We start from the raw sequence: 26,273 nt of genomic DNA on the forward strand, positions 1-26,273 counted from the left end.
GTGGCAGTTGGTGGTGCACATCGTTGGCGGAGCCCTGGGTCTATTGTCCGGAGCCGCGGCCATGATCGCGGCGAAAGGCAGTCTGCCCCATCGCATCGCAGGTCGCGTCTTCTTTGCCTCGATGTTGGTGATGGCGGTCATGGGTGGATATATCGCCGCTTTGGCGGAGGTGCGTGTCTCGATGCTGGCGGCAGCGCTGACGGCCTATCTGGTCAGTTCGGGCGGGCTGGCCGCCAGGCGCGCCGACGGCGAGGCCGGCATCCTGGAATGGCTGGTACTGGCCCTTGGGGTTTCGGTCGCCGCCTATGGCCTGCACCTTGGTATCGAGGCCCGGAACGGCCACGCCGACGTGCTCGACGGCACGTTCGTCGTTCCCGCGGCGATCTATTTCGTCTTTTCCGGGATCGCCGCCTTCGGTGCCGTCAGCGATGCATGGACGCTCGCGCGTGGTGGCCTGAAACGCCGATCCCGAATCCTGCAGCACCTCTGGCGAATGTCCGTGGCGCTCTATATCGCGGCGAGTTCGTTTTTCATCGGGCAACAGGACGTCTTTCCGGAGACCTTGCAGGGCTCGTTCCTGCTCCAACTGCCGGAGCTTCTGGTGATCGGCCTGCTCGTCTTCTGGGTGCTGCGGGTCGCGCTCTCAAAGCGGTACCGCGGGCAGAGGCTTGCGAAGGCGGATCAAAGAATAGAAGTGAAATCGCCATCACTTCGAAGAAACGACGGATTCTCGTAACTTCGAAATTCGCCAGAGATGCGCAGGGGAGCGGAATTCGTCGGCAATCGCTATCGTCCCGCGAGCAGGCCCAACCATTCACTCAAGGCGAACCCGCCATACAGGTCGGCTCAGTTCACGCCTATCCGCTTATGGCCGATAGCAGACTCCCTCCCCCGCTTGAACAATCGTCCACTGCCGCCTGCCTTTTGCTGTCGCAACCGCGCAGCGGTCGCGTATCGAGTGCGGACCAGGATGGGCCCGCTGCTCTGCCGGGGCCCCTGTGCGGCGGCGAGCCCGGCTCGACAGGCCGCGCAGCGGGAACCGACATGGATGTCGGTTCCTTTTCGCATCGGCGGGATGCCCGTTCGCAAAGCCCGGCTCCGACTCGCGGACGTGCCGCCCATGGATGGGCGGCAAGCGCCAAGCGGGGTGCTTTTTCTCTCTGGTTACTTTCTCTTGGAGCACGCAAAGAGAAAGTGACTCGCGCGCCGGAGGCGCACGAAAGCTCTTCGCTCTGAATGCAACAAGAGCGTCGCGCACAGAGCCTGCCCCGGACTTGATTCTGGGGGTGCGCTCCTACGGGTGGTTTGTCGCTGGTCACTATGACAGCAGCCATCAATCCGCTTCGCGATCATCCTCGGCAACGGGACGCGTACCGTGCGCCGCGTAACGCCGCGCCACCACCGCGCACACCATCAGCTGCAACTGGTGGAAGATCATCAGCGGCAGCACCAGCGCGCCGAGGCCGCCGAGCTGGCCGGCGAACAGGATCTTCGCCATCGGGATGCCGCTGGCCATGCTCTTCTTGGAGCCGCAGAACACGATGGTGATTTCGTCCCCGCGCGAAAAGCCGAACCGGCGCGCGGCCCAGGTCAGCGTCGGCATCACCGTTGCCAGCAGCAGCGCGCACATCGCCAGGGTGGACAGCAGGGCGGAGATCGGCGTGTCGCGCCACAAGCCATCGATCACCGCGGCACTGAACGCGGTGTACACCACCAGCAGGATCGTGCCCTGATCGGTGTAGCCCAGCAGCGGCCTGTGCCGGTCGACGAAGCCGCCGATCCAGCGCCGCGCGACGTGGCCAAGCGCGAATGGCAGCAACAACCGCAGCATGATGTCCAGCACACCCTGCCACGAGGCGCCCCCGCCATGGCTGGCCAGCAGCAGCCCGACCAGCAGCGGTGTCAGCACGATGCCGATGAGGTTCGACATGGATGCGCTGACCACGGCGGCCGACACGTTGCCGCCGGCGATCGAGGTGAATGCAATCGATGACTGCACGGTCGACGGCAACGTGCACACGAACAGCACGCCGAGATAGAGCTGGGGCGTCAGCAACGCATGCCCAAGCGGCATCAATGCCAGCCCGAGCAGGGGGAACAGCACGAAGGTGCTGGCGAAGACGGTCAGGTGCAGCCGCCAGTGGGTCAGGCCCTGCATGATCGCCGCACGCGGCAGCTTGGCCCCGTGCAGGAAGAACAACAGGGCGATGGCGCCATCGGTGATTCCGTCGGCGATCCGTGCTGACGGGCCGCGACACGGCAGCAGAGAGGCGAGCAGCACGGTCGCGAGCAGGGCAAGAGTGAAGCGGTCCGGGCGGACGCGGCGCAACGCCATGCGGGCGACTCAGTCCAGCCCGAAGCGCGCGCGCCGTCGATGCCGCCACCACAGCACCAGCCCGGTCAGCAGCACGATGCCGACCAGCACCCACAGGCTGCTCTGGCCGCGATGCATCCACTTCACCAGCCACTCGTGGTTGTCGGCGCCGAAGAAGCCCAGGTAGACCCAGAACGGCACGCTGATCAGCGCCGCCAGCGTGTCGATCAGCAGGAAGCGCAGGAACGACACCCGGTGCGTGGTGCCGGCGGTGAGGTAGACGGTGGTGCGCATGCCGGGCAGGAAACGCGCGAAGAACAGCATGCGGTTGCCATAGCGATCGAACTTTTCCTGCACCTTGGCATAGCGCTCCGGCGTCAGCACGCGCGCCACGAAGCGCCATTGCAGGATGCGCGCGCCGTAGTGATGGCCGAGCATGAAGATCGCCGCGTCGCCGAGCAGCACGCCGAACATCGCCAGTGCGAACATCGCGTGCACGTTGGCGTAGCCGAGCCCGGCGATCACACCGCCGGCCACCAGGGTGATGTCCTCGGGCAGCGGCAGGCCGGCGCCACAGATCATCAACGCGATGAACACCGCGATATAGCCGTTCTCGGCAAAAATCCTGATCAGTTGCTGCAGCAGATCCATCGATATCCTTGCATGCCATGCGACGTCCGCCGGTCCGCAGCTCGACCCGATCCCTTTGCCGCGTTCGCCGGCCCCAGGCCGGCGAGCGTGGCAAAGGGACGCCTGGCGACGATGGGTGCGCTCCTCGTCATGGTCAGGCCGACGCCGCTGGTGGCCGCGCGCGCGCGGCCAGCAGTTCGCGCAGCTCGGCTTTTTCGGCGCTGTCCAACGCACCTTCGCGGCTCTTGCTGGTCAGCGCGTCGCGGCGCTGGGTGATCGCCTGATCCTCCATCCGGGCCAGCGCATCGAAAAACTCGATCTGCTGGATTTCCGGCTCGCCCACCGACACCGAGGCCATGAGCTTCTGCAACGAGGCATACTCCGGGCGCTCGGCAAAGTGCTCCACCAGCATCGCGGAGTTGATGCCGGGCCGCGAACGCGCGATGTCGAGCAGCTCGGCCAGCAGACCCACGCCGGGTTTGTCCAGGCGCAGAAAGCGGTAAGGCCTCTCCACCTGGTCGGCCAGGCCCGGCTGCGCCAGCAGCAACGAGATCGCGCTGCGCACCAGACTGCGCTGCACCGCCACCGGTCGCTGCACGGCGCGATGCGCGGCCGGATCGCCCTGCAGCATGGCGCGGGCGCCACTGCGCTTCTCCAGCTCCTGTGCCATCAGGTCGCGGAACGCACCATCGGGAAGCTTGGCGATCAAGGGGCGCGCGCGCTCGGCCAGCCGCGCGCGGCCGTCGAGGCTGCCCATTTCCACGTCGTGCGAGAGTTCGTTGAAAAAATAATCCGACAAGGGCATCGCTTCCTTGATGCGCTTTTCGAAACCGTCCTTGCCTTCCTTGCGCACCAGCGAATCCGGATCCTCGCCATCGGGCAGGAACAGGAAGTACGCCTGGCGGCCGTCGCGCAGGCGCGGCAGCGCCGACTCGAGCGCCTTCCACGCGGCAGCGCGGCCGGCGCGGTCGCCGTCGAAGCAGAACACCACGTCCGGCGCGGCGCGGAACAGAACCTCGGTGTGCTCCGGCGTGGTCGCCGTGCCCAGCGTGGCCACCGCGATCGGCAGCCCGGCCTGGTGCAGGGCGATCACGTCCATGTAGCCCTCGACCACCACGATCCGCAGCAGGTTCGCGTTTGCCTGCTTCACCTGCCACAGCGCGAACAGCTCGCGGCCCTTGTGGAACAGCGGGGTCTCGGGTGAGTTGAGGTATTTCGGCGGCGCCTGCCCCGATGGCGGCGCGGCCTGCACCACGCGCCCGCCGAACGCGATCACGCGGCCGCGGCGGTCCAGGATCGGGAACATCAGCCGCTCGCGGAAACGGTCGTACTTGCCACGGTCGCCGGTGGCGAGCATGCCGGCTTCGTCGAGCAATGCCCGCCGCCGGTCGTTGCTGCCCAGCGATTTCATCAAGCCGTCATAGCCGGCTGGCGCCCAGCCGATGCGGAAGCGCTTGATCGTCTCCGCGTCCAGCCCCCGCTTCTTGCAGTACGCCTGCGCCTCGGCGTTCCGCGGCAGCTCGGTTTCGTACCAGCCGGCGGCCGCATCGAGCAGGGCATAGAGATCGGTCTTGTCCTCGCGCGGCGCGGCCTCGCGGCCGCCTTCGCGCGGCACGGTCAGCCCGACGGTCTGCGCCAGCTCCTCGACCGCGTCGGGGAACTCCAGCCGCTCGTAATCCATAAGGAACTTCACCGCGCTGCCGTGCGCACCGCAGCCGAAGCAATGGAAGAACTGCTTGGCCGGGCTGACGTAGAACGACGGCGAACGCTCGTTGTGGAACGGGCAGCAGGCGGTCCACTCGCGCCCGGCCTTCTTCAACGGCACCCGCCGCTCGATCACGTCGACGATGTCGACGCGGGCAAGCAGTTCATCGATGAAGCTGTCGGGAATCAGGCCACGCATAAGCGGCCTAGTTTAGTCGGTTGCCAACGGGGAGGTTCGGCCGGATTGCGTTAACCTTTGACAGGATGTCGCAGGGGAGCGTTCGAAGACGATGGCTGGACTGACCTTCCGCCCCGCGCTGGCCGGGGACGTTGACGCCGCCGTGCCTCTCATCCACAGCTCCGGGCCGGCGGCGTTCGAGTTTGTGTTCGCGGTGCCGGGCGTGGGCGATGCGCAGGCCTTTCTGCGGCAGGCGTTCGTCGACGGCGCCGGTGAATTTGGCTGGCGCAATCATGTGGTGGGCCTGCTCGACGGCGAGGTGGTGGCGGTCGGGGCGGCTTATGGCGGCGATACGAAGTGGTCGTACACGCGGGCGGCGGCGCGGCAGATCCTTGGCCATTACGGCTGGCGCCATGCCGCCGGGGTAATCACGCGCGGGCTGAAGGTGGAGTCGGTGATCCCGCCGCCCAGCGGCGCCATGTACTACCTTGCCCATCTTGGGGTGAGCGGGCCGTTGCGCGGGCGGGGCGTGGGGACGGCGCTGGTCCATCACCTGCTAGCGCAGCCCGCGGCTGCGGGCTGTCCGGCGGTGCTGGACGTGGCCACGACGAATCCGGACGCCCAACGGCTGTATCAACGCCTGGGCTTTGCGGTCATCGGCGAGCGCCGTTCCACGCTGGCCAACGCCCAAGGCTGCGTAGCGGATCACCGGCGCATGCAGTGGCACGCGCCTGCGCAATCCGGCCAGGCGGCGTCATAGCACCAGATGGAACACGCCGATCACGGCCAGCAAGGCCAGCACGAACAGGATGACGAAGCAGACGAACAGCACTTTGGCGATCGTGGCGCTGGCGCCGGACACGCCGCCGAAGCCGAGCCAGCCGGAGACCAATGAGACGATGGCGAAAATGATGGCCCACTTCAGCATGTGTTTCTCCCGCAACATGGATTGCCCGCCGGGCTGGATGACCGGCAAGTCGAATGCCCTGTGTAACGGAGCAGGCGTGAACACGATGCATGGCCGAGCGGCTTGGCGCGCAAACGGGTATGCCGCGCCGCCACGCAGATGGCAGCGGCAAGCATGGTGATCACGGCCATCCTGATGCGCAGGCAACGCGCGCTGGTGCGCGTATTCGAGGGTGTCGGAGCAACCAGCGCCGCGCAGGCGCGTTCCGCGGAAGAGTTGGGTGTGGCCCCCGGCATGGCCTGGCACCACCTGGTCGGCCACGCGGTATTGCGTTGTCCGGGCGAGGGGCGCTACTTCCTGGACGAGGCAAACTGGCAGCGCTTGCGCAGGCGCCGCCGCGTCATCGCGCTGGCCGCCATCGCCGGTTTGCTGGTGCTGCTGGCGCTGATCCTGCTGCTGACAGTGCGGCGCGGCTGAAACCTTACCCGGCCAGGCGGGCCTTGATCTTGCCCGACACCGCGGCCATGTCGGCGCGCCCGGCAGCCTTCTCCTTCACGGCGGCCACCACCTTGCCCATGTCGCGCGGGGAGCTGGCGCCGGTCTCGCTGATCGCAGCGTCGATCAGCGCGTCGATCTCGGCTTCATCCAGTTTGGCCGGCAGATAGGTCTCGATCACCAGCATCTCGGCACGCTCGATCGCCGACAGATCCTCGCGCCCGGCGGCGTCGAACTGGCTGACCGAATCGCGGCGCTGCTTGAGCATCTTCTCCAGCGTGGCCAGCACCTGCAGGTCGTCCAGCTCGATGCGTTCGTCCACTTCGCGCTGCTTGATCGCCGCCAGCATCAGCCGGATCACGCCAAGCCGGTGCTTGTCGCCGGCGCGCATGGCGTTCTTCATGTCTTCGGTGAGCTGCTGCTTGAGCGTCATGACGATAGTCTCCAGGGACGGGATATCGATTCTACGAAAACGACAAAGCCGGCGTTGTCCTTGGGGGGACAACACCGGCCAGTTCGAATCTGCTGTGCTTGCGGTGGCTGCGAGAACCCGCGCCGACCGTGCTTCCTGTGCGCGCAGCGCCGTGGCGCCGCAGGATCCACCGAGGAACGGCGGATCGGGAAACTCAGTACAGGCGGACCTTGCGCGAGACGTCGCGCGACAGGCGGCGCAGGTGACGCTTCACCGCGGCGGCGCGCTTGCGCTTGCGCTCCTGGGTCGGCTTTTCGTAGAACTCACGCTTGCGCGTTTCGGCCAGGACGCCGGCCTTCTCGCAGGTACGCTTGAAACGACGCAGTGCAATCTCGAACGGCTCGTTCTCGCGAACTTTTACGTTGGGCATGGAAACTCCGAGTGGTAATCTGCCCGCTGGTACGGGACTGTCAAATAGGGCGAGCCGCGAATTATACCGTGGATATCACAGAATTTTCAAAGCCGGCGAACAAGCCGGTAACCGGCCCGGTGCTGGGCATCGAAACTTCGTGCGACGAGACCGGCGTGGCCCTGCTGCGCTGGGAGCCGGATGCGCCGGGCCGCGGCCTGCTGGCGCATACCCTGTACAGCCAGATCAAGCTGCATGCCGATTACGGCGGCGTGGTGCCGGAACTGGCGAGCCGCGACCACGTGCGCAAGCTGCTGCCGCTGATCCGCGAGGCGCTGGCCCAAGCCGGGCTGACCGTGCGCGACCTGGGTGGAGTGGCCTATACCGCCGGCCCGGGCCTGGTCGGCGCCTTGCTGGTCGGGGCCTCCGTCGGCCGCGCGCTGGCTTGGGCGCTGGGCGTGCCGGCGATCGGCGTGCACCACATGGAAGGCCACCTGCTGGCGCCGTTGCTGGAGGAGAACCCGCCCGCCCCGCCCTTCGTGGCCCTGCTGGTTTCGGGGGGGCACTCGATGCTGGTCGAGGTCAGGGCGATCGGCCAGTACACGATATTGGGCGACACCCTGGACGACGCGGCAGGCGAGGCCTTCGACAAGACCGCCAAGTTGATGGGGTTGCCGTATCCCGGCGGCCCGGCGCTGGCCAAGCTGGCCGAGCAGGGCCGCGCCGGCGCATTCCGCTTTTCGCGCCCGATGACCGATCGGCCCGGGCTGGATTTCAGCTTTTCCGGCCTGAAGACCCAGGTGCTGCTGGCATGGCAGAAGTCGGACCAGGGCGAGCAGACCCGCGCCGACATCGCGCGCGCGTTCGAGGAAGCGATCGTCGACACCTTGATCATCAAGTGCCGGCGATCGCTCGAGGCCAGCGGCGCGCAGCAGCTGGTGATCGCCGGTGGCGTCGGTGCGAACCGGCGATTGCGCAGCGAGCTGGCCAGGGCCGGCGGGAAAGACGGCTTCCAGGTGTATTTCCCGCGGCTGGATTTCTGCACCGACAACGGCGCGATGATCGCGCTGGCCGGCGCGATCAGGCTGGCCAGCGGCCAACATCAGGACGAGAGCGTGCAGGTCTATCCGCGCTGGGATCTGCAAACGCTGCCCGCCGCCTGACGCACGCTCACCACTGCGTGCGCCCGGGCAGCAGGCCCTTCAACTCGGCTTCGGTGAGGTTGCGCCACTGGCCGACCTTCAGGTGGGCCAGCTTCACGTTATCGATGCGCACGCGACGCAGCTGGGTCACGCGGTAGCCGAACGCGGCCGCCATCAGGCGGATCTGCCGGTTCAGGCCCTGGGTCAGCACGATCGAGAAGCCGAACTTGGCGATGCGCCGCACGCGGCAGGGCTGGGTCATCTGGCCGTGGATGCGCACGCCTTTGGCCATTCCGGCCAGGAACTCGTCGGTGATCGCCTTGTTCACGCCGACCAGGTATTCCTTCTCGTGGTGGTTTTCCGCGCGCAGGATCTCGTTGACGATGTCGCCGTTGCTGGTCAGCAGGATCAACCCCTCGGAGTCCTTGTCCAGCCGGCCGATCGGGAAGATCCGCTGCGGGTGGTCGATGAAGTCCACGATGTTGCCGTCCACGCCGTGGTCGGTGGTGCAGGTGATGCCGACCGGCTTGTTCAGCGCGATGTAGAAGGCTTTCTTCGCCGCTGGCGTGGCGGCCAGGATGCGCGCGCGTACGATCTCGCCGTCGACGCGCACCTCGTCGCCCTCCAGCGCCTTCGCGCCGGTCGTGACCACTTCGCCATTGATGCTGACGCGGCCAGCCAGCAGCAACTCATCCGCCTCGCGGCGCGAGCACAGGCCGGCTTCGCTGATGTATTTGTTGACGCGCATGGCTTACGAGCGCAAGCCGACGCCGCGCTTGAGCAGCTGTAGCGCCACGATCGACAGCGCGGCCACGAAGCCGATCATTACCGCGAACGCCATGCCCACGTGCACGTCGCTGATGCCGAGCACGCCGTAGCGGAACGCGTTGACCATGTACAGGATCGGGTTGGCGCGCGAGATGGCCTGCCACGGTTCGCCCAGCATGTTCACCGAATAGAACACGCCGCCCAGGTAGGTCAGCGGGGTCAGGATGAAGGTGGGCACCAGCGCGATGTCGTCGAACTTCTTCGCGTACACCGCGTTGACGAAGCCGGCCAGCGAGAAGATCGTGGCGCCCAGCAGCACCGAGGCAAGCGTGATCAGCGGGTGCAGCACGTGCAGGTCGGTGAAGAACAGCGCGATCAGCAGAACCAGGATGCCGACCACCAGGCCGCGCGCCACGGCGCCAGCCACGTAGCCGAGCAGGATCACCCAGTTCGGCATCGGCGACACCAGCATCTCCTCCACCGCGCGGCTGAACTTGGCACCGAAGAACGAGCTGGAGATGTTGCCGTAGCTGTTGGTGATGATGCTCATCATCACCAACCCGGGCACGATGTACTGCATGTAGGTGAAGCCACCTTCGATGTTGCCGATGCGGCTGCCGATCAGCTTGCCGAAGATCACGAAGTACAGCGTCATGGTGATCGCGGGCGGAATCAGCGTCTGCGTCCAGATCCGCATGATGCGCACGATCTCGCGCCGGACGAGGGTGTTCAGCGCGACGAGGTTGGCGGCGGCATGGCTCATGCGGCGGCTCCCGCGGTCAGTTCGCTGCGGCCATGCTCCACCAGCCGCACGAACAGCTCCTCCAGCCGGTTGGTCTTGTTGCGCATCGAGGTCACCATGATGCCGTTGGCGGACAACGCCGCGAACAGCGAATTGAGGTCGTGCGAACGGGCCATCTCCGCTTCCAGCGTGTGTTCGTCGCGGCGGCGCAGGGTGACGTTGGGCAGGTTCGGCAGTTCGTCCGGCATCGCCGCCACGTCCAGCACGAAGGTCTCCACGTCCAGCGTCGCCAGCAGGCGCTTCATGCTGGTGTTCTCGATGATCGCGCCGTGGTCGATGATCGCGATGTTGCGGCACAGCGATTCGGCTTCCTCCAGGTAATGCGTGGTCAGGATCACCGTGGTGCCGGCCGCGTTGATGGCGCTGACGAATTGCCACATCGAGCGGCGGATCTCGATGTCGACGCCGGCGGTGGGCTCGTCCAGGATCAGCAGCCTGGGCTCGTTCATCATCGCGCGGGCGATCATCAGCCGCCGCTTCATGCCGCCGGACAGGGTGCGCGCCTGCATCTGCGCCTTGTCCCACAGGCGCAGCTCCTTCAGGTATTTCTCCGCGCGCTCGGCGGCGATCTTGCGCGGGATGCCGTAGAAGCCGGCTTCGTTGACGCAGATGTCGAACGGCTTCTCGAACTGGTTGAAGTTGATCTCCTGGGGGACCAGGCCGATCAGCCGCATCGCGGCGCTGCGGTCCTTGTTGACCGACACGCCGAACACCTGCGCGTCGCCGCTGCTGGAGTTGACCAGCGAGGACAGGATGCCGATCAGGGTGGACTTGCCGGCGCCGTTCGGGCCGAGCAGGGCGAAGAAGTCGCCGGGCTGCACGGTCAGGCTGATGCCTTTCAACGCTTCGACGCCATTGCCGTAGGTTTTGCGCAGATTGTCGACGACAAGCGCGGGGGCCGTATCTGGATACTGCGGGGACATGGGCTGCACCAAGGGGGTTAGCCTTTATTATAGCGGGCTACGCTCCGCCGCCTGACCTGCCAGGCGGCACACACCGTTTCCGGAAACCTTCATGGCCGACCACTTCCAGCTCCGTCTCGTCGACAGCGTCATGCTCGCCCCCGCGGTGCGCCATCTCGTCTTCGAGCGCGTCGACGGCCAGCCGCTGGCATTCCAGCCCGGCCAGTTCCTGCAGGTGCACTTCCACTATGACGACGGCAGCTCGACCAAGCGCAGCTACTCAGTGGCCACCATCGGCGACGGCAGCTCGCCGGTGCAACGCATCGAGATTGCGGTGAGCTACGTCGAAGGCGGTGCCGCCACCAAACTGCTCGGTGAACTTCCCGTGGGCGGCGTGATCGACGCCAGCGGGCCATACGGCCGGTTCTGCCTGCAAGCCGCCGACACCCATCCCCGCTACTTGCTGCTGGCCACCGGCACCGGCGTCACCCCTTATCGCGCGATGCTGCCGCAGATCGAGAAGCTGCTCGCCCAGGGCGATCGCGAAGTGGTGCTGCTGTACGGCGCGCGCACCGAAGCCGAACTGCTCTATGGCGAGGAGTTCGAGGCATTCGCGCAGACCCATCCCGGCTTCCTGTTCCACGGCTGCCTCAGCCGGGAAGCCCGCGCCACCCCTCGCCCCGGCGACCGCAGCGGCCACGTACAGAACGTGCTGGCCGAACTCGGCCCGCACGCCGACCGCGACATCGCCTATCTCTGCGGCAACCCCAACATGGTCGATGCCGCCTTCACCGTGCTGAAGGAGTTCGGCCTGCCGGTGCCGCAGATCCGGCGCGAGAAGTACATTTCGTCGCGCTGATAAAGATTGCCGCCGCCGCGCCGATACGACATCAGGTCCGGTATCAAGCCATTGGGGCGGACCCAGACGTTTTCGTTCTCCACACCGTTGCCTCACGCGGAACTTACGGGAACAGGGGGTAAATCGAGCAGGAATGATGGGTGGCTGCGGTGAAATCCGGTCCCAATGCGCCGCTTTGTGTGATGTACATCACGCTTTGCGGCATGGGCCGGTTCAAACGGGTAAAGCTCGGCCGGAGCAAGCCGAAAGCCACTTAAGGAACCCTGTAATGGCCGGGGTCTCCTCAAGAGGTGAGCGATATGGCAGGTCCGGTTTGCACCAGGTTCCTAGGTTGCGCATCGATCGTAATGATCATGTTCGCGAGCGCGTCGAACTCGCATGCCGCCACCGGCCACATCACGCTTTCCGGTGCCGTGGTGGAGCCGACCTGTTCCACCGAAGGGACCCATGTCGATATGACGGCCGGACTGCCATCGGCTGCGCCAGGTCGCTTGGTCTGCGGCAAGACGCCAACCGATCCGGGGCGCTCTTATTCACGCATCGTGGTCAGCCTTGATGCGGCAACCATTGCGACCGACCGGCTGCTGAGCTACTTCGCCGGTTATGCGGATGTCGGCGGCGTGGGTGGACAGGCAAAGCTGGTCGTTCGCACCTACGATTGACCACCGATGGTTTCCCCCGCGATGCGGGGCAGGCGGCTACTGATAGAAGATATCGAAGGTCACCGTAGCCTTGACCGGGCCACCAGTTACCGCCGGAGCAGTCTGGAAGTATTGCGCGAAGTAAGGAATCGATGTCGTCGCATTCGGCGGAGTGACCACGGTCTGGGTCTCGAAAACCATCGGACTCGAGTTGCCGTCGAGAACCTGCACGCCAATACCTGCCGCATACCCCGCACCGGAAGGTTGAACCACGCCCGGATGACTGTCCGGAGCGGCGGTGTGCATCGTGATCTTGGCCACTGCCGTGCCTGCCGGGCAATTCAACTGGATCTGGAACGGGGTCTTGCCCGATGTCGAGCCCACACCCGTGAACGCGCTGGTAGTCACGACAGGCAAGGTGACGTTGATCGGGTTGGTGACGATCGTGCAGCTCGGCGTGGTGAAGGTGATCGGGTTGCCGAGCCGGAAGGTTTCCGGTGACAGCGTGCCCCATTGCCAGTCCGCAAGGTCGCCCGACGCCAGCACGCTGCCGGAAGCGATCGGACCGGTCTTGATCAGCTGCAGGCCGGAAGTCACGCTGAACGTCGTGGTGGTGACGTACTGGCTGTTTTGCGGATAAGGCGTCAGGTAGTCGGTCGGATGGGTGATGCGATAGCCCACGCCCGGAATGCCTGTTTCATAGGTGACGTTGTCCGCCAGGTAACTGCCGCGCGAGTTGGCCACGCCGTATATCACCATCTCGCCAAAAACATTGCCACAGGTAATGTCTGGCGGATTCGCTGGAGACACCTGCCCCGTGGAGGCAATGATCGTCCCGTCGGCCATATTGGCCGGAATGCTGATGGTCGGCGGCAAACTGAAGGTGACGGTGGTCGGGCCGCCCGAGCTGTATTTGCATTTGGCACTGCCAACGGCCGGCACCAGCGCCAGCAGCAACAAGGCCATCCACAGGCAGATTGCGCGCGTCATGTTCCACTCCTGGCGATCTGCGCCGTGGTTCGTGGCTGTTCACAGGTCGCTTTGACCTGTTCGATGGCGCCGGCCTTGCGCTTGTCCTTGCCGCGGGACTTCAGCTGGTACCGCAGCAAGCAGGCCCGGGTGAGGTCCTGCTCCTGCCACTGCACGCTGAGGCGCCCGGTTTCATGAGGGACGCGCACCATGATGCGACCGGCCTGTCCCACCACACCGATCGTCTGGCCTTGCTCATCCTCCACTTCCGCGCCGAACGGCAGCGTCTTGCCATCGGCGAGGCTGGCCTGAATCAGCACGAAGCGTCCGCTCTCACTCTTGAACTTCACCATCACCACGGCTCCGGCGCGCGGCGCCACCTGGACGCTGGTGTTGTCGAGCTGCACGTCCAGTGACAGGCCGGTGGGATCGATGTCGATGGTATTGAGGATGTAGGGAGTGACGTAGGGGACGAGCGCGTAGCCGGCGCGGTCGATGCGCACGCCGGCCGCGTTGCCGATGCGCGCGCCCGCTGCGTCGGGTGCCGACACGATGGCGACGGTGTCGCCCAGCGGCAGGCCAAAGGAAACACCGCCCGGATGCGCGACGATGCCACCTGCCACGCTCAGCGACGCCTGCGAGTAGCCGCTGCCTGCCCCGAACCCGGCGTTGAGCTGCGCATGCGTGCCACGGTAGCCCGCGTTGATGCTGCCGGTGCTGCCCGTGGTGGCGTTGTCGTTGTTGCCGCTTTCATGTGTGGCAGTGGCGCCGTAATTGAACCGATCGTCGACCCCGGCGGTGCCGCTGAGTGTTGCCTGTTCCTGCATGCCGCCGCTGCTGTCGCGGGTGAGTCCGCTGGTGAGGATCGGGGCGTGCGAACTGTTGCCCAGCGGGATCGTGACATTGGCCATGTAGCGGTTGTCGCTGCGACCGAACAGGTCACGCTCGCGGCTGGCGGAGAGGTTGTAGCTGATCCGGCCGAACGAGTTGTTGTAGCCGACCTGGAACTGCGTGTCGGTGCTGGTGCGGTTCCAGTAGTCGCGAGCGGACCCGTTGACATAGAGCGAGCCGCCGCGGGCTCCCAACCTCTGGCTGAGGTTGATGCTGAAGTTGTTGCGCTGGCGATCGACACCGGTAGGCACCACGAAGTCGCGGTAGTCGTAACCGCCCAGTGCAGCCTGCTGAGCCGGGGTGAGCAGATCCGATACCGGAACGCCGTTGATCGTCTGTGGATAGGCCGGCCGACCCGATGCAAACACGGGCAGGCCGCGGCGCGCATAGTCCCGCGCCCGCACGGCGTCGCCTAGGGTGAGATAGCCGCTGGTCGAATAGCGGTACGCGGCCACGGTCAGCGATGTGCCGGTCTGCGCCAGCGTCTTGCTGTAGCTCAGGCGCATGCTCTGTCCGGACATCGCGTCCATGCCGGGGATACGCGCGTGCGCCGCGGTAACGTCCATGGCAAACGCGCCGTAGCGCGTATTCAGCGCACCGCCCAGCAGCAATGCGGCGTAGCCTTGCGAGGCCACGGCGCCGGCGTAGCCGGTCAGCAGGTTGGTGAAGCCACGCTGCAACGTGCCTTGCATCACGTCCGGCTTGTGTACGATCGAGTCGTCGCGAAGCTGGCCGGCGGCCACGCTGAAGCGAGTGACGCCCGGTCGAAGCAACTGCGGCACCGAGGCATACGGCACCGAGAACGTGTGTACGCGGCCATTGGCCTCGGACACGCTGACTTCGAGGTCGCCGCCGTAGCCAGTGGAGTACAGATCATCGATGGTGAACGGGCCGGGCGCCACCGTGGTCTGGTAGATCAGCATGCCGTTCTGGTGCACGGTTACCTTGGCATTGCTGTCGGCTACACCGCGCACGCTGGGTGCGTAGCCGCGCAGCGACTGCGGCAGCATGCGGTCGTCGGTGGCAAGCTGTACGCCGCGCAAGCCGATGCTGTCGAAGATCTCGCCACTGGTCCAGGAATCGCCCAGAGTCAATTGTGCGCGCATCGCCGGCAGGTCGCGCTGCGCGTAGGTCGCGATGCTCTGCCAGTGATGGGTGGAACGCGCGCCATTGATGCCCGATTGCCCGTTGAGCGAGGAATCGTGGCGGAGGTGCCAGCGGCCCAGGTTCAGGCCGGCGTTCAAGCCGAGGTATGACGATGTCTGCGCCACGCCCTGGCTGCTGGTGCGGTAGCTGTTGAAGTTGTAGTTGAGCAGGCCGGCATTTACGCCGGAGTCCCAATGGGCCGGGTCCACGTAACCGCGCGCGGTCTGCCCCAGGTAGGCCTGCGGCACGCTGGTATCCAGGCGCAGGTCAGACATCTCGAACGCCATGCTGGCGCCGGGAATCACGCTGGCCATGTCGACGCAGACGTTGTCGTTGGTCAGATCCGCTGTGGTCCGCACCGACAGCTTGTCCGGGTGCAGCGCCAGCTTGTCGAGCAGGGTTCGCGTCACACAGGGCGTTGCGCTGGCGTCGGCCGATGGTGCGGCAAAACGCACGTTGCTGCGACCAACGGGAGTCTCATTGAGATAGAGGTCGACGCTGTAAGTGCCGGACGCGACGAAATTGCCGCGCTCGAAGCGGGACAGGTCGGTGGTGTTCTGGCCCGCACCGGAAAGCATGCCTCGGTCGAAACGGGCATCCATCGCCTCGACGGCCGGAGTGCTCGCGGACGCATTCGGGCCAGCGGCGGCTGGCGCAGCCGCCATGGCATGACCACCCCCACTGCACAACGCCAGGCCGATCAGCGCGGACAGCAGCTGGCGGCGAGCCACGGGTTCGCGCGAAGCTGCCATCGAAGCGCTTGCGCGAGCAGGGTTCACGGCGAAATCGCGCCCTTGTACGTCGTCGCGGCGCCGAAATCATTGATGGTGGTGTAGTCCACCACCGCGCCCGGCGCTGGCGCACGAGCGAGATCCTTGACCGGCAGGAGCAACGTGGACAATGGCGCCACCATGCCGTTGCCCGGCGTATGGCTGACATTGTCAACGCTCAGCGACAGCTTGCTGAAGGTGATGTAGTACGGCGTGGGGTTGCGGACCTCGAGCGCATACCCGCTGCCGTCCGCAATCACTTTCCAGGTGACCTGCCGGGCGGCGGCGTTCGGCTCATCGGCTAGGTTCGGCGGACGGAAGAACAGCTTGAGCCGCGAACGCACGGCAAACTGCAGCGTGTTCTGCTCCTCGCCCGGTTTCGCGGTGGGCTTGGGCGGAATCTCCAGCACGTTCAGCCAGAACAGCGATTCGCGATCCTTTGGCAGCGGCTGGCCGGTGTAGACGATGCGCAGGCTCTGGCCCTTGCCCGCATTCATGCGGGCCAAGGGGGGCGTGATCAGAAACGGCACATTGGCGGTATCGGGGGTGGAGGCGGGATCGCCGCTGTCGATCCATGCCTCGACCAGGGCAGGCTGGCTGCCATCGTTGTTGAGGCGCACGGTCACCTCGCCATTCGCGGCCGGAAACACCACGCGGGTGCCCGCGATCACGACGCTGGCGTCGGCGCTGCCGACGATTGTGGAAAGCGCTATCAAGGCTGCGCCAGCCGCGCAGAGCAGGCTTTTCATCGAAGGTATTCCGTATCGGATCGAAGCGGCGAGGCGGCCGGCAGAGGCTGCTGCAGCCAGAAGCTGGCTGCAGCGCGCCGAGTGCTGTTTACAGGTAGCTCAGCGTGAAGTTGACGGTCGTCGAGACGAGGCCGGCAGTGGCTGCCGCTGTGGCGGCAACGTATTGAGCCTTGAGCGAGGCCGAGCCCGTGCCGGCGGCAACCGCGATGACTGGTGCGTTGGTGTTGTTGTTGGTGTTGATCACCGACGCGCCGTTCAGCAGCTGGACCTGAACATTGGAGCCACTGGCGGCCGTGTTGTTGAGGTTGCCGGTGGTGGCGTTGATGTTGCTGCCGGTGAACGCCATCGTCGCGCTGGTGGTGTTGGTATCGCAGCCGGTCAGGCCGACGGTGAACGCGGTAGCGCCGGCTACCGAGCCGACCGTGGTCAAAGAGCTCGACATGACGGTGGGCAGGACCACGGTGGATCCGCCGTTGACACTGACGACGCAGGTGTCGGTGAGCACCTTGCCGCTGATGTTGATGGTGCCGCCGGCGGCCTGGGCGGCTGGGGCGAAAGCTGTGGCAGCCATAGCGGCAACCAGCGCGGTGGAAAGCAGGGTCTTGTTCATTTCGGATTCCTGTTGAGTGTTGGTTGGCAAAGGCTTGCGCCGGTGGAAATGGGCAGTTCTTTCGCCTCGCGGCTTGGCCTCCTGCCGGTGGGTCGCCTGTCGTCCCGGACGGAATGTCTACCGCGGATTGCGTTGCGGCTCGTCCAGCTAAAGCAAGCCACGTGCCAAATAAAGCGTGTAGATGGTTCCTTCAGGTGCTGGGCCGGTTGCTGCGGAGCGAAATGTGATACAGGACAATGGCTGCGCTCGATGCCTAGGCCATCGCTGACAAATTACGGCACCAAAAAATGCGAACTGCGTCACCTTAATTTGGCGAACTCTATCACGAAAATTTTACATTCGGAAGCTGATATAGGTCGATTTGTAAAGCATGCTTGACATGAGCGACGCGCACTACCTATGCTGCCGCCTGTCAAGTTTGCTTGACATGACCATGCGCAGGAGATCCCATGACCAAGCCGTCCTTCCGAAAGACTTTCCCCCTGCTGGGCCTGGCCTTCGTGCTGCTTGCCGGCACGGCCGCGTTGGCCCGCGAAGCAGCCACCAGCACGGTCGGCACTTTCCACGTCGAACGTCACGGCGACCACGGCCGGGCCGTGATCCTGATTCCTGGCCTGCAGGGCGGCCCATGGGTGTGGCAGCAGACGATCGCGCAGTTGCAGAAGAACCATGTGGTGTATGCGGTGACGCTGGCCGGCTTCGACGGCGTGCCGGCACCGGTCGATGGCGGCAACCTGTTCGATCGCGCCGACGCGTCGCTGCTGCAGCTGATCGAGCAGTACAAGATCGACAAGCCGGTGCTGGTGGGCCACAGCCTCGGCGGCACGCTGGCGCTGCGGTTCGCCGGGGAGCACGCCGAGCGGATTTCAGGCGTGGTCGCGGTGGATGGGCTGCCCATCTTTCCCGGCATGGAGCGGGTGGGTGAGGAGCAGCGCCAGGCGATGGCGGCGCAGATGCGCGGCACGATGGCGGCGGCAACGCCGGAACAGTTCAAGGCGCAGTCCCTGGGCTACATGCAGAAGATCGGCGTGATCGATCCGCAGCTGGCGGCTCGCTATGCGCCGATGAACGCGCGCAGCGACATCAAGGCCAGCGCCCAATACATGGCCGAGGATCTGGCGTTCGACGGGCGCGCGGGCTTGAAGAAGGCGGCTGTTCCGATCCTCGAGATCTCGCCGTACAACGCGCCGGATTTCAGCACGCCGCCGATGGCGATGAGCGAAGCGCAGAAGACGGCGTACTACCAGAGCCTGCTGGCGAATGCGCCGAACGCGAGGGTGACGTCGATCTCGCCGTCGCGTCATTTCGCCATGCTCGATCAGCCGGCGAAGTTCCAGCAGGTGCTGGACGACTTCCTGAAGTCGCTCTGAGGACGCCCGAATGCCCCGGTTTACCGAAAAGCGCTATCAAACCCACGTGATCCTGGCGATGCTGCTGTATGTCGCCGTGATGCTGCTGGCATGGCCGCTCGCGCGCGGGACTACCAGCCTGCCGCTCAAGATCCTGCTGGCCCTGTTGCCGGCGCTGCCGATGCTCTACGTGATCGGATTGATGGTGCGGCGTGTGCGTGATAGCGACGAACTGCAGCAGCGTACGCATCTGATCGCGCTCGGTGCGTCCACGGCAGTCGTCGGTGTAGCCAGTCTGGTCGGTGGCTTCCTCGCTGCGTCGGGGGTCGTGCACCTGGATGGTTCGATCCTGACCTGGGTATTCCCGATGATGCTGATCAGCTACTACGCCGCGCAGTGGTGGGTTGCACGGCACTATGGCAACGATCCGTCGTGCGACGGGAGTGATGGCGGCATACCGCTGCGCTGGCGCCTGCTGATCCTTGCCGTGTTGACGGGTCTGGGGGCCTGGTTTGCATACCTTCGGCACGATGCGCTCGATATCGGCATGGCGATAGGTATGGGTGTAAGCGTCGCATGTTTCGCGCTGGTACGGGGGTTCATCTATTTGCGCCGGAGCCCTGTGCAGCCCGACAGGTAGGGTGATGGCGGCCCAGTCACTACTGAATCGAAAGGAAACTTCCATGCGCGCCGTCCATAAACGCTATCTGCGCGAATTCATCCCGGCGATGCTGGCCTACGTGGTGCTGGTCGTGCTGTCGGGCTTCCTGCTGCCGAAGACCGCCAGCCTGCCTTGGCGCGTGGTGCTGGCAGTGCTGCCGTTGCTGCCGATCGTGCTGGCAATCCGCGCGATGGTGCGGGTGTTGCGCGATCAGGACGAACTGGAGCGGCGTATCGACCTGGAGTCCTTTGCGATTGCCGCCATGGCGACCGGGTTCGGCTTCTTCAGCTTCGGTCTGTTGCTGCTGGCGGATCTGGGCTGGCAGGTGCGTGGGGGCGCGGTGGCGATCTGGGTGATGCCGTGCCTGTTCGCCACATTCGGCCTCGCCAAGCTGTTGGTCGTGCGGCGCTATCGTCACCATGAATAACCACGTCCGCGAGCTGCGCGGCGAACAGGGCTGGTCGCAGGCCGATCTGGGCGAGCGGCTGGACGTGTCGCGGCAGACGATCAACGCGATCGAGACAGGCAAGTACGACCCCAGCCTGCCATTGGCCTTCAAGATCGCCAAGCTGTTTGGACGTCCCATTGAAAAGATATTCGTACCGGTCGAGGAATAGGGCATGGCAATGAACGGACGTACCGCGTTGCGCATCGGCGCAGTAATCGTCGGTCTGGGCGCGCTGGCCTGGAACCAGTTGCATCACGGCGAACGAGCCGCCGCACCGGCGATGGCGGCAGTCGCCGCGCCCGCGATCACCGGCAAGGCGCAGCCGCCGGCAAAACCGCAAACATGGACGCGTGGTTCGCTCACGCTGACATCGTGCAATCTGGCCCAGCCCAACAGCGGGCTCAGCACGGCGGCCTGGTGCGCGGACTTCCCGGTGCGGGAGAACCGTGCCGACCCGCACAGCCGCATCATCACGCTGAAGCTGGCGGTGTTGCGCTCCGGCGCCCAGGTGGCGAGCAAGGACATGCTGGCGTTTCTCGTCGGCGGCCCGGGTCAGGCAGCCACCGACTCGGCCAGCCAGATCGCGGCGACGTTGAAGCCGTTGTTGGCGCATCGTGACGTGCTGTTGCTGGACCAGCGCGGTACCGGCGGCTCGAATGCGCTGGCCTGCAAGGATTCCCCTGGCACGACCGGGGCCGACGACGACAGCGTGTTCGATGCAGCCAGGATGCGCCGCGCCGCCGCCGATTGCCTCAAGCAATTGAGCGACCGCGCCGACCCGCGCTACTACACCACCACGATCGCGACGCAGGATCTGGAGGACGTGCGCAAGGCGATCGGCTCGCCGCAGTTCGACCTGCTCGGCGTGTCCTACGGCACGCGGGTGGCGCAGCAGTACCTGATGCGTTATCCGCAGGCGGTGCGCAGCGTGGTGCTGGACAGCGCGGTGCCGAACTCGCTGGCTCTGGGCGGGGATTTCGCGCGCAATCTGGACGACGCGCTGAAGGCGCAGTTCGCGCGCTGTACGGCGGAACCGGCCTGCAAGAAGCAGTTCGGCGATCCGGACCAGACGCTGTATCAGCTGCGCGACGCACTGCGGGCGAACCCGCATGAAGTCAGCTTTCGCGATCCGCAGAGCTACCGCACGGTCAAGCGCGTGCTTAACGAGAACTCGCTGGCCAGCGTCGTGCGCATGTTCGCGTACACACCGGCTACCGCTGCGCTGTTGCCATTGTCGATCGACGCGGCCGCGCACGGCGATGTCGGTCCGCTGCTGGGTCAGGCGAAGATCCTGTCCAGCGATCTATCCGAGTTGATGGGCAGTGGCATGCAGTATTCGGTGATCTGCAGCGAGGACGCCGACCTGCTCAAGCCGCGTCCGCAGGATGTCGACACCATCCTGGGCACGCACATGGTCGATGCGCTCAACGCGATCTGCTCGGTGTGGCCGAAGGGTACGCGCCCGGCCGATTTTCATCAGCCGCTGAAATCCGACAAGCCGGTGCTGCTGCTGGCCGGCCAGTACGATCCGGTGACGCCGCCGCGTTACGCCGATGAGGTGGCCAAGGGCCTGCCGAACGCGCGCGTGCTGGTTTTCAAGGGACAGGCGCATAGCGTGATGGCGGCCGGCTGCGGACCGCAACTGGTCCAGCACTTCATCGAGAAACTCGACCTGAAGACGCTGGACGCGAGCTGCCTGGATCGCCTGCAGGCCACCCCGATCTTCATCGACTTCAACGGCTCAACCCCTTAAGGAGCAGCGCCATGAAAAAACACTACCTGCTGGCGAACGCCGCGCTGTGGGCAGCGGCCATGCTCGTTGCCGCCGTGCTCAAGGCGCCGAATTTCCTGTCTCTGGTCCTGCTGCCGATGCTGGCCACGCTGTCGCTGCTGATGGTCGGTCCGGGCGCATGCCTCAAGCGGAGTGACATCTCGTGATCGAAGTCAGGGATCTGCACAAGGCCTTCGGTACGGTGAAAGCCGTCGACGGCGTCAGCTTCACTGCCCGCGACGGCGAGATCACCGGCCTGCTCGGCCCCAACGGCGCCGGCAAGACCACCACGCTGCGCATGCTCTACACGCTGATGGCGCCCGACCGCGGCCAGGTGCTGGTGGACGGCATCGATGCGGCGGTCGACCCGCTCGGCGTGCGCCGCCGGCTCGGCGTGTTGCCGGACGCGCGCGGCCTGTACAAGCGGCTGACCGCGCGCGAGAACATCGACTACTTCGCCCGGCTGCATGGCCTGCCGGAGGATCTGTTGAAGACCCGCCGCGACGCGCTGGTCGCGGCGCTGGAGATGGGCGACATCGCCGACCGCCGCACCGAGGGTTTCTCGCAGGGCCAGCGGGTGAAGACCGCGATCGCCCGCGCGCTGGTGCACGACCCGCGCAACGTGATCCTCGACGAGCCGACCAACGGCCTCGACGTGATGGCCACGCGCGCCTTGCGTCAGTTCATGTTGCGGTTGAAAGGCGAAGGCCGCTGCGTGCTGTTTTCCAGCCACATCATGCAGGAGGTCGCTGCATTGTGTGACCGCATCGTGGTGATCGCGCATGGCCGCGTGGTAGCCGATGAATCGCCCGATGCGCTGCGCGCGCAGACCGGCGAGAACAACCTGGAGGATGCCTTCGTGAAGATCATCGGCAGCGACGAGGGCCTGGCCGCATGAACAACGTGACCCGCAAGATCCAGCGCAGCCGCGCCTTCCTCACCGTGTTCCTGAAAGAGGTGAAGGAGAACCTGCGCGACCGGCGCACCCTGATCAGCGCCTTTCTCACCGGCCCGCTGCTGGGCCCGCTGATGTTCGTGATGCTGATCAACATCACCCTCAACCGCGAACTGGACAAGGCCGAGAAGCCGCTGGCGGTGCCGGTGATCGGTGCCGAACATGCGCCCAATCTGGTCGATGCGCTGAGGGCCGGCGGCGTGGTGCCCGGTGCCGCCGTGGCCGACCCCGAGCAGGCCGTGCGCAAGCAGGAGGCCGACGTGGTGCTGCGCATCGCCGCCAACTACGGCGAGGCCTGGCGCAAGGGCGAGCCGGTACAGGTGGAGTTGTTCTACGACTCCTCCCAACGCGACGCCAATACCTCGGTGGAGCGGGTGACCCAGCTGGTCGAAGGCTACGCCCGCCAGCAGGGCGCGCTGCGGCTGGTTGCGCGCGGCCTGTCGCCGAGCGCGGCCTGGCCGCTGCAGGTGGCCAGGCGTGACCAGGCCACGCCGCAATCGCGCGCGGTGCTGATGTTCGCGATGCTGCCGTATTTCTTCGTGATCACCATCTTCATGGGCGGCATGTATCTGGCCATCGACCTCACCGCCGGCGAACGCGAACGCCAATCGCTGGAACCGCTGTTCGCCAACCCGGTGCCGCGCTGGAAGATCCTGTGCGGCAAGCTGGCGGCGATCTGCACGTTTTCCACCGCGAGCCTGCTGATCACCCTGCTGGCGTTCGCCGTGGTGGGCCAGTTCATTCCCGCCGAGAAGATCGGCATGGAACTGGACCTCGGCGTGCACTTCGCCTCGCACGTGCTGCTGCTGATGCTGCCGCTGGTGCTGCTGCTGTCCGCGTTGCAGTCGATGGTGGCGGCGTTCGCCAAGAGCTACCGCGAGGCGCAGACCTATCTTTCGCTGTTGATGCTGGTGCCGATCATCCCCAGCGCGGTGCTGTCGTTCATGCCGATCAAGGCCCAGGCGTGGATGTATGCGGTGCCGCTGCTGGGCCAGAACCTGGGCATCATGCAGTTGCTGCGCGGCGACGGCGTCACCGGCGAGCAGCTCGGTCTGTGCCTGGCCGGCAGCCTCGCGGCGGCGCTGCTCGCGGTGCTGGCGACGATCCAGCTGTACCGCTCCGAGCGGCTGGCGATCTCCGTGTAGCGCCGGCAGCGCGGCAAGATCCGCGGGTGGCCGACGCAACGTCGCCCGCCAGCGGCTCCGGCAGGAATCCGGGCTCCGCCTGTCGCTCCAGGGCGTGCGGAACGGCCGGAATCAACGCGGCGGTGCAGTCAGTTCCCGCGCGTTGAGGTAGCCGTCCCGGTTGCGGTCGAGCTTGTGGAACTGGCTGCGCAGGTTGTCCTGGAAATCTATCAGCGTGATCGGCCGCCCGCGGCCGCCGGGCAGCTCGCCGGCCTCGATGGTGCCATCCCCGTTGCTGTCCATGTTCTGGAAGCTTCGGGTCATGTATGCCAGATACTCCGCCTCGCTGACCCGGCCATCGCCCGTGCTGTCGAACAGCTGCAGGTATTGCGAACGCGTGTCCTGCGCCAGCGCGGCCGACGACGCCAGCAGCGCGACCAGCGTGGCGGCATGCAGGCGCGTGTTCAGCGGCTGCCGCCGTGGATGCCGATGAACTGCAGGAACTCGGCGCGGGTGCGCGCGTCGTCGCGGAAGGTGCCCAGCATCTGGCTGGTGATCATCGACACGCCGCGCTTGTGCACGCCACGGGTGGTCATGCATTCGTGGCTGGCGTCGATCACCACCGCCACGCCGGCCGGCTGCAGGGTTTCCTGGATGCACTGGGCGATTTCCGCGGTGAGTTTCTCCTGCACCTGGAAGCGGCGCGCGAAACCGTCGACCACGCGGGCCAGCTTGCTGATGCCGACCACGCGGTTGGTCGGCAGGTAGCCGACGTGGGCGCGGCCGATGATCGGCGCCATGTGGTGCTCGCAGTGGCTCTCGAACTCGATGTCGCGCAGCACCACCATCTCGTCGTAGCCGGCCACTTCCTTGAAGGTGCGGCGCAGGTAGTCGGCAGGGTCGGAGGCGTAGCCGGAGAACCAGTCGCGATACGCCTTGACCACCCGCTTGGGCGTGTCCAGCAGGCCCTCGCGTGCCGGATCTTCGCCGGCCCAGCGCAGCAGCGTGCGCACGGCCTCTTCGGCCTGTTCCTGGCTGACGTCGTTCGGATGGGGCTGGTCGCTCATGCGGATGCCTTCGGGGTTGCGGGTCGGGCCAGTTTAACGGCAGCGTCAAGCCCGCGCGGGCGCGGACATGGCGGGACGCTCAGGCTTCCGGGTCGTCGTTGTCGTCCGGCGCAGGCACGTCGTCACCCAGCAACTGCTGGGCGACTTCACCCGGCGCGGTTTCCACGCCGCGCAGTTTGCGTTCGATCGCACGGGTGCGCACGCCCGTCGCGTCGATTTGATTGCTGGCCTGGTCGAGATTCTTCTTGACCTTGTCCAGCACCATGCCGAACTTGCCGAACTCGGTCTTGACCGCGCCCAGCAGCTGCCATACCTCGCTGCTGCGCTTCTCGATCGCCAACGTGCGGAAGCCGGCCTTGAGGCTGGTCAGGATCGCCGCCAGCGTGGTCGGTCCGGCGACCGTGATGTGATGGTCGCGCTGCAGCGACTCGAACAGGCCCGGCCGTCGCAGCACTTCGGCGAACAAACCTTCGGTGGGCAGGAACAGGATGGCGAAATCCACCGTGTGTGGCGGTGCCACGTACTTGCTGCGGATGCGCTTGGCTTCCTCGCGCACCCGCCGCTCCAGCGCGTTGGCGGCATCCACGGCGGCGGTGGCGTTGGCGTTTTCCTGGGCCTCCTGCAGGCGCTGGTAGTCCTCCAGCGGAAACTTGGCGTCGATCGGCAACCACAGCGCGGCACCATCCACGCCGTTGGGCATGTGAATGGCGTATTCCACCCGCGCATCGGAGTTGGGCACCACGGCCACGTTGACCGCGTACTGATCAGGCGTCAGGAGCTGTTCGAGCAGCGCTCCGAGCTGGGTTTCACCCAGTACACCGCGCGTCTTGACGTTGCCGAGCACGCGCTTGAGATCACCCACGCCGGTGGCCAGGCTCTGCATTTCGCCGAGGCCGCGCTGCACCGCTTCCAGCCGGTCGGAAACCAGCTTGAACGACTCGCCCAGGCGGGTTTCGAGGGTGGTGTGCAGTTTCTCGTCGACGGTGGCACGCATCTGTTCGAGCTTGGCCGCGTTGTCCTGCTGGATCGCGCCGAGCTTGGCCTCCAGCGTGGCGCGCACTTCGCCCATGCGCTTCTCGTGCTCGGCACTGAGCGCGGCGAAGCGCTGTTGCTGCTGCTCGCCGAACTGGTTGAGCGCGAGGGTGGCTTCCGCGCGGCTCTTGCGCGCGTCCTCGGTGAGCTGCTGGGCCAGCGTCTGCAGGCCCTGGTTGGTGCCGTCGGTGAGCGCGGCCAGGCGCTGGCCGAAGCCGTCGATGCGCTCGGCCTGCTGCCGCGACATGCCGTTGAGCTGTTCGCCGAGGTGGCCACGGAAGCGGTCGAAGCCCTGTTGCAGTTCCTCGCGGCCGGCGCGCTGCTCCTCGCGCAGGGTGCGCTCGACGCGGGCGCTGTCGTCTTTCAGGGCATCCAGCTTCGCGCCCAGAGCGGGGTCGCCGCGGCCGCGCAGCAGTGCCGCGAGCTGCAACAACAGCACCAGCGCGACGAGGATGACGAGGGCGATCAGCAGGATTTCATTGAGCGGCATGGAACATTTTCCCGGGTCGATGCATCCAGTGTACGTCGGGCAGTCTCACCGGCTGCGCCCCGATTTCACCTCGCCGCT

30 protein-coding genes are annotated in these 26,273 nt (G+C 65.9%); 14 read left to right on the top strand and 16 right to left on the bottom strand.

Translation table 11 applies throughout. The features are described 5' to 3' along the window. Window positions 1–61: 61 nt before the first annotated feature. On the top strand, window positions 62–736 hold the full coding sequence (locus ACFPME_RS06770; RefSeq protein WP_377303408.1) for a hypothetical protein: 675 nt from the start codon (window positions 62–64) through the stop codon (window positions 734–736). 597 nt (window positions 737–1,333) lie between these two features. On the opposite strand, the gene ACFPME_RS06775 is transcribed toward ACFPME_RS06770, so the two are convergent. The 3 genes from ACFPME_RS06775 to dnaG all read right to left on the bottom strand — a co-directional run bounded on the left by ACFPME_RS06775 (window position 1,334) and on the right by dnaG (window position 4,847). Beyond that, window positions 1,334–2,335, bottom strand: coding sequence for a bile acid:sodium symporter family protein (locus ACFPME_RS06775; RefSeq protein ID WP_377303410.1), 1,002 nt, complete (start codon window positions 2,333–2,335; stop codon window positions 1,334–1,336). A 9-nt stretch (window positions 2,336–2,344) separates the two neighbouring features. Next, on the bottom strand, window positions 2,345–2,965 hold the full coding sequence (locus ACFPME_RS06780; RefSeq protein ID WP_377303412.1) for a DedA family protein: 621 nt from the start codon (window positions 2,963–2,965) through the stop codon (window positions 2,345–2,347). Between the two features lie 133 nt (window positions 2,966–3,098). After that, window positions 3,099–4,847 carry a DNA primase gene (gene dnaG, locus ACFPME_RS06785; protein ID WP_377303414.1) on the bottom strand — a complete coding sequence of 583 codons (1,749 nt, stop codon included), beginning with the start codon at window positions 4,845–4,847 and terminating at the stop codon, window positions 3,099–3,101. A 91-nt stretch (window positions 4,848–4,938) separates the two neighbouring features. Here dnaG and ACFPME_RS06790 point away from each other — a divergent pair, with 91 nt between their 5' ends. After that, window positions 4,939–5,586, top strand: coding sequence for a GNAT family N-acetyltransferase (locus ACFPME_RS06790; RefSeq protein ID WP_377303416.1), 648 nt, complete (start codon window positions 4,939–4,941; stop codon window positions 5,584–5,586). Here ACFPME_RS06790 and ACFPME_RS06795 read toward each other — a convergent pair. After that, window positions 5,581–5,754 carry a DUF1328 domain-containing protein gene (locus ACFPME_RS06795; RefSeq protein ID WP_377303418.1) on the bottom strand — a complete coding sequence of 58 codons (174 nt, stop codon included), beginning with the start codon at window positions 5,752–5,754 and terminating at the stop codon, window positions 5,581–5,583. The two genes, ACFPME_RS06790 and ACFPME_RS06795, sit on opposite strands and share 6 nt — an antisense overlap. Before the next feature lie 153 nt (window positions 5,755–5,907). On the opposite strand from ACFPME_RS06795, the gene ACFPME_RS06800 reads away from it, so the two are divergent. Continuing rightward, complete coding sequence (locus tag ACFPME_RS06800; RefSeq protein ID WP_377303420.1) at window positions 5,908–6,210, top strand: hypothetical protein; 303 nt, start codon at window positions 5,908–5,910, stop codon at window positions 6,208–6,210. Window positions 6,211–6,214: 4 nt separating this feature from the next. Here ACFPME_RS06800 and ACFPME_RS06805 read toward each other — a convergent pair whose 3' ends face one another. After that, entirely contained in the window at window positions 6,215–6,661 is a 447-nt protein-coding gene (locus ACFPME_RS06805) for a GatB/YqeY domain-containing protein (protein ID WP_377303422.1), read from the bottom strand. 193 nt (window positions 6,662–6,854) lie between these two features. Continuing rightward, a complete protein-coding gene (rpsU, locus tag ACFPME_RS06810; protein ID WP_007081639.1) occupies window positions 6,855–7,070 on the bottom strand; it encodes a 30S ribosomal protein S21 in 216 nt (71 codons plus the stop codon). Window positions 7,071–7,138: 68 nt separating this feature from the next. Between rpsU and tsaD the strand changes: the two genes are divergently transcribed. Further along, entirely contained in the window at window positions 7,139–8,212 is a 1,074-nt protein-coding gene (tsaD, locus tag ACFPME_RS06815) for a tRNA (adenosine(37)-N6)-threonylcarbamoyltransferase complex transferase subunit TsaD (RefSeq protein WP_377303426.1), read from the top strand. A gap of 7 nt (window positions 8,213–8,219) precedes the next feature. On the opposite strand, the gene ACFPME_RS06820 is transcribed toward tsaD, so the two are convergent. The 3 genes from ACFPME_RS06820 to ACFPME_RS06830 are packed head-to-tail and all read right to left on the bottom strand — an operon-like array spanning window position 8,220 to window position 10,684. After that, window positions 8,220–8,939, bottom strand: coding sequence for a pseudouridine synthase (locus tag ACFPME_RS06820; protein WP_377303428.1), 720 nt, complete (start codon window positions 8,937–8,939; stop codon window positions 8,220–8,222). A gap of 3 nt (window positions 8,940–8,942) precedes the next feature. After that, window positions 8,943–9,722 carry an ABC transporter permease gene (locus ACFPME_RS06825; RefSeq protein ID WP_377303430.1) on the bottom strand — a complete coding sequence of 260 codons (780 nt, stop codon included), beginning with the start codon at window positions 9,720–9,722 and terminating at the stop codon, window positions 8,943–8,945. Further along, on the bottom strand, window positions 9,719–10,684 hold the full coding sequence (locus ACFPME_RS06830; RefSeq protein WP_377303432.1) for an ABC transporter ATP-binding protein: 966 nt from the start codon (window positions 10,682–10,684) through the stop codon (window positions 9,719–9,721). Before ACFPME_RS06830 ends, ACFPME_RS06825 begins: the two co-directional genes overlap by 4 nt. A gap of 91 nt (window positions 10,685–10,775) precedes the next feature. Here ACFPME_RS06830 and ACFPME_RS06835 point away from each other — a divergent pair, with 91 nt between their 5' ends. Then, window positions 10,776–11,522 (top strand): ferredoxin--NADP reductase, encoded by a 747-nt coding sequence (locus tag ACFPME_RS06835; protein ID WP_377303434.1) that lies wholly within the window; start codon window positions 10,776–10,778, stop codon window positions 11,520–11,522. 347 nt (window positions 11,523–11,869) lie between these two features. Continuing rightward, window positions 11,870–12,184 (top strand): hypothetical protein, encoded by a 315-nt coding sequence (locus ACFPME_RS06840; protein WP_377303436.1) that lies wholly within the window; start codon window positions 11,870–11,872, stop codon window positions 12,182–12,184. Window positions 12,185–12,220: 36 nt separating this feature from the next. Here ACFPME_RS06840 and ACFPME_RS06845 read toward each other — a convergent pair whose 3' ends face one another. From ACFPME_RS06845 to ACFPME_RS06860, 4 genes are all read right to left on the bottom strand, one after another. Beyond that, complete coding sequence (locus tag ACFPME_RS06845) at window positions 12,221–13,153, bottom strand: fimbrial protein (RefSeq protein ID WP_377303438.1); 933 nt, start codon at window positions 13,151–13,153, stop codon at window positions 12,221–12,223. Then, window positions 13,150–15,921, bottom strand: coding sequence for a fimbria/pilus outer membrane usher protein (locus tag ACFPME_RS06850; RefSeq protein ID WP_377303440.1), 2,772 nt, complete (start codon window positions 15,919–15,921; stop codon window positions 13,150–13,152). Before ACFPME_RS06850 ends, ACFPME_RS06845 begins: the two co-directional genes overlap by 4 nt. 23 nt (window positions 15,922–15,944) lie before the next feature. Continuing rightward, window positions 15,945–16,688: a fimbrial biogenesis chaperone gene (locus tag ACFPME_RS06855; protein WP_377303442.1), complete on the bottom strand. Its 744-nt coding sequence runs from the start codon at window positions 16,686–16,688 to the stop codon at window positions 15,945–15,947. Window positions 16,689–16,776: 88 nt separating this feature from the next. After that, entirely contained in the window at window positions 16,777–17,298 is a 522-nt protein-coding gene (locus ACFPME_RS06860) for a fimbrial protein (RefSeq protein ID WP_377303444.1), read from the bottom strand. A gap of 449 nt (window positions 17,299–17,747) precedes the next feature. Between ACFPME_RS06860 and ACFPME_RS06865 the strand changes: the two genes are divergently transcribed. Genes ACFPME_RS06865 through ACFPME_RS06900 form a run of 8 tightly spaced genes read left to right on the top strand, consistent with a single transcriptional unit; the run spans window position 17,748 to window position 23,627 of the window. Further along, a complete protein-coding gene (locus ACFPME_RS06865) occupies window positions 17,748–18,668 on the top strand; it encodes an alpha/beta fold hydrolase (RefSeq protein WP_377303446.1) in 921 nt (306 codons plus the stop codon). Between the two features lie 10 nt (window positions 18,669–18,678). Then, complete coding sequence (locus ACFPME_RS06870; protein ID WP_377303448.1) at window positions 18,679–19,287, top strand: hypothetical protein; 609 nt, start codon at window positions 18,679–18,681, stop codon at window positions 19,285–19,287. A gap of 43 nt (window positions 19,288–19,330) precedes the next feature. Then, complete coding sequence (locus ACFPME_RS06875; RefSeq protein ID WP_377303450.1) at window positions 19,331–19,735, top strand: hypothetical protein; 405 nt, start codon at window positions 19,331–19,333, stop codon at window positions 19,733–19,735. Then, on the top strand, window positions 19,728–19,925 hold the full coding sequence (locus ACFPME_RS06880; RefSeq protein WP_377303452.1) for a helix-turn-helix transcriptional regulator: 198 nt from the start codon (window positions 19,728–19,730) through the stop codon (window positions 19,923–19,925). Before ACFPME_RS06875 ends, ACFPME_RS06880 begins: the two co-directional genes overlap by 8 nt. Window positions 19,926–19,928: 3 nt before the next feature. Next, window positions 19,929–21,509 (top strand): alpha/beta hydrolase, encoded by a 1,581-nt coding sequence (locus ACFPME_RS06885; RefSeq protein WP_377303454.1) that lies wholly within the window; start codon window positions 19,929–19,931, stop codon window positions 21,507–21,509. An 11-nt stretch (window positions 21,510–21,520) separates the two neighbouring features. Further along, window positions 21,521–21,694 carry a hypothetical protein gene (locus ACFPME_RS06890; protein ID WP_377303456.1) on the top strand — a complete coding sequence of 58 codons (174 nt, stop codon included), beginning with the start codon at window positions 21,521–21,523 and terminating at the stop codon, window positions 21,692–21,694. After that, window positions 21,691–22,425 carry an ABC transporter ATP-binding protein gene (locus ACFPME_RS06895; protein WP_377303458.1) on the top strand — a complete coding sequence of 245 codons (735 nt, stop codon included), beginning with the start codon at window positions 21,691–21,693 and terminating at the stop codon, window positions 22,423–22,425. Before ACFPME_RS06890 ends, ACFPME_RS06895 begins: the two co-directional genes overlap by 4 nt. Beyond that, complete coding sequence (locus tag ACFPME_RS06900; RefSeq protein WP_377303460.1) at window positions 22,422–23,627, top strand: ABC transporter permease; 1,206 nt, start codon at window positions 22,422–22,424, stop codon at window positions 23,625–23,627. Before ACFPME_RS06895 ends, ACFPME_RS06900 begins: the two co-directional genes overlap by 4 nt. A gap of 111 nt (window positions 23,628–23,738) precedes the next feature. Here the strand turns inward: ACFPME_RS06900 and ACFPME_RS06905 are convergent, their stop codons facing one another. The 3 genes from ACFPME_RS06905 to ACFPME_RS06915 form a co-directional block, all read right to left on the bottom strand. After that, window positions 23,739–24,062, bottom strand: coding sequence for an EF-hand domain-containing protein (locus ACFPME_RS06905; RefSeq protein ID WP_377303665.1), 324 nt, complete (start codon window positions 24,060–24,062; stop codon window positions 23,739–23,741). 8 nt (window positions 24,063–24,070) lie between these two features. Next, on the bottom strand, window positions 24,071–24,673 hold the full coding sequence (gene folE / locus ACFPME_RS06910; RefSeq protein ID WP_377303462.1) for a GTP cyclohydrolase I FolE: 603 nt from the start codon (window positions 24,671–24,673) through the stop codon (window positions 24,071–24,073). 79 nt (window positions 24,674–24,752) lie between these two features. After that, window positions 24,753–26,195 carry a DNA recombination protein RmuC gene (locus ACFPME_RS06915; protein WP_377303464.1) on the bottom strand — a complete coding sequence of 481 codons (1,443 nt, stop codon included), beginning with the start codon at window positions 26,193–26,195 and terminating at the stop codon, window positions 24,753–24,755. Between the last annotated feature and the right edge of the window lie 78 nt (window positions 26,196–26,273).

The sequence above is a fragment of the Rhodanobacter umsongensis genome (assembly GCF_042654965.1).
Taxonomy (GTDB): Bacteria; Pseudomonadota; Gammaproteobacteria; order Xanthomonadales; family Rhodanobacteraceae; genus Rhodanobacter; species Rhodanobacter umsongensis.

Bases quoted from the DNA above. Each gene is read 5' to 3' on its own strand.
- rpsU (WP_007081639.1), bottom strand. From the start codon at position 7,070: ATGCCCAACGTAAAAGTTCGCGAGAACGAGCCGTTCGAGATTGCACTG.
- ACFPME_RS06870 (WP_377303448.1), top strand. From the start codon at position 18,679: ATGCCCCGGTTTACCGAAAAGCGCTATCAAACCCACGTGATCCTGGCG.
- ACFPME_RS06800 (WP_377303420.1), top strand. From the start codon at position 5,908: ATGGTGATCACGGCCATCCTGATGCGCAGGCAACGCGCGCTGGTGCGC.
- ACFPME_RS06865 (WP_377303446.1), top strand. From the start codon at position 17,748: ATGACCAAGCCGTCCTTCCGAAAGACTTTCCCCCTGCTGGGCCTGGCC.
- ACFPME_RS06780 (WP_377303412.1), bottom strand. From the start codon at position 2,965: ATGGATCTGCTGCAGCAACTGATCAGGATTTTTGCCGAGAACGGCTAT.
- ACFPME_RS06855 (WP_377303442.1), bottom strand. From the start codon at position 16,688: ATGAAAAGCCTGCTCTGCGCGGCTGGCGCAGCCTTGATAGCGCTTTCC.
- ACFPME_RS06915 (WP_377303464.1), bottom strand. From the start codon at position 26,195: ATGCCGCTCAATGAAATCCTGCTGATCGCCCTCGTCATCCTCGTCGCG.
- ACFPME_RS06825 (WP_377303430.1), bottom strand. From the start codon at position 9,722: ATGAGCCATGCCGCCGCCAACCTCGTCGCGCTGAACACCCTCGTCCGG.
- ACFPME_RS06850 (WP_377303440.1), bottom strand. From the start codon at position 15,921: ATGGCAGCTTCGCGCGAACCCGTGGCTCGCCGCCAGCTGCTGTCCGCG.
- ACFPME_RS06835 (WP_377303434.1), top strand. From the start codon at position 10,776: ATGGCCGACCACTTCCAGCTCCGTCTCGTCGACAGCGTCATGCTCGCC.
- folE (WP_377303462.1), bottom strand. From the start codon at position 24,673: ATGAGCGACCAGCCCCATCCGAACGACGTCAGCCAGGAACAGGCCGAA.
- ACFPME_RS06860 (WP_377303444.1), bottom strand. From the start codon at position 17,298: ATGAACAAGACCCTGCTTTCCACCGCGCTGGTTGCCGCTATGGCTGCC.
- ACFPME_RS06900 (WP_377303460.1), top strand. From the start codon at position 22,422: ATGAACAACGTGACCCGCAAGATCCAGCGCAGCCGCGCCTTCCTCACC.
- ACFPME_RS06775 (WP_377303410.1), bottom strand. From the start codon at position 2,335: ATGGCGTTGCGCCGCGTCCGCCCGGACCGCTTCACTCTTGCCCTGCTC.
- ACFPME_RS06790 (WP_377303416.1), top strand. From the start codon at position 4,939: ATGGCTGGACTGACCTTCCGCCCCGCGCTGGCCGGGGACGTTGACGCC.
- ACFPME_RS06770 (WP_377303408.1), top strand. From the start codon at position 62: ATGATCGCGGCGAAAGGCAGTCTGCCCCATCGCATCGCAGGTCGCGTC.
- ACFPME_RS06840 (WP_377303436.1), top strand. From the start codon at position 11,870: ATGATCATGTTCGCGAGCGCGTCGAACTCGCATGCCGCCACCGGCCAC.
- ACFPME_RS06820 (WP_377303428.1), bottom strand. From the start codon at position 8,939: ATGCGCGTCAACAAATACATCAGCGAAGCCGGCCTGTGCTCGCGCCGC.
- ACFPME_RS06885 (WP_377303454.1), top strand. From the start codon at position 19,929: ATGGCAATGAACGGACGTACCGCGTTGCGCATCGGCGCAGTAATCGTC.
- ACFPME_RS06830 (WP_377303432.1), bottom strand. From the start codon at position 10,684: ATGTCCCCGCAGTATCCAGATACGGCCCCCGCGCTTGTCGTCGACAAT.
- ACFPME_RS06880 (WP_377303452.1), top strand. From the start codon at position 19,728: ATGAATAACCACGTCCGCGAGCTGCGCGGCGAACAGGGCTGGTCGCAG.
- ACFPME_RS06890 (WP_377303456.1), top strand. From the start codon at position 21,521: ATGAAAAAACACTACCTGCTGGCGAACGCCGCGCTGTGGGCAGCGGCC.
- ACFPME_RS06875 (WP_377303450.1), top strand. From the start codon at position 19,331: ATGCGCGCCGTCCATAAACGCTATCTGCGCGAATTCATCCCGGCGATG.
- ACFPME_RS06795 (WP_377303418.1), bottom strand. From the start codon at position 5,754: ATGCTGAAGTGGGCCATCATTTTCGCCATCGTCTCATTGGTCTCCGGC.
- dnaG (WP_377303414.1), bottom strand. From the start codon at position 4,847: ATGCGTGGCCTGATTCCCGACAGCTTCATCGATGAACTGCTTGCCCGC.
- ACFPME_RS06845 (WP_377303438.1), bottom strand. From the start codon at position 13,153: ATGACGCGCGCAATCTGCCTGTGGATGGCCTTGTTGCTGCTGGCGCTG.
- ACFPME_RS06805 (WP_377303422.1), bottom strand. From the start codon at position 6,661: ATGACGCTCAAGCAGCAGCTCACCGAAGACATGAAGAACGCCATGCGC.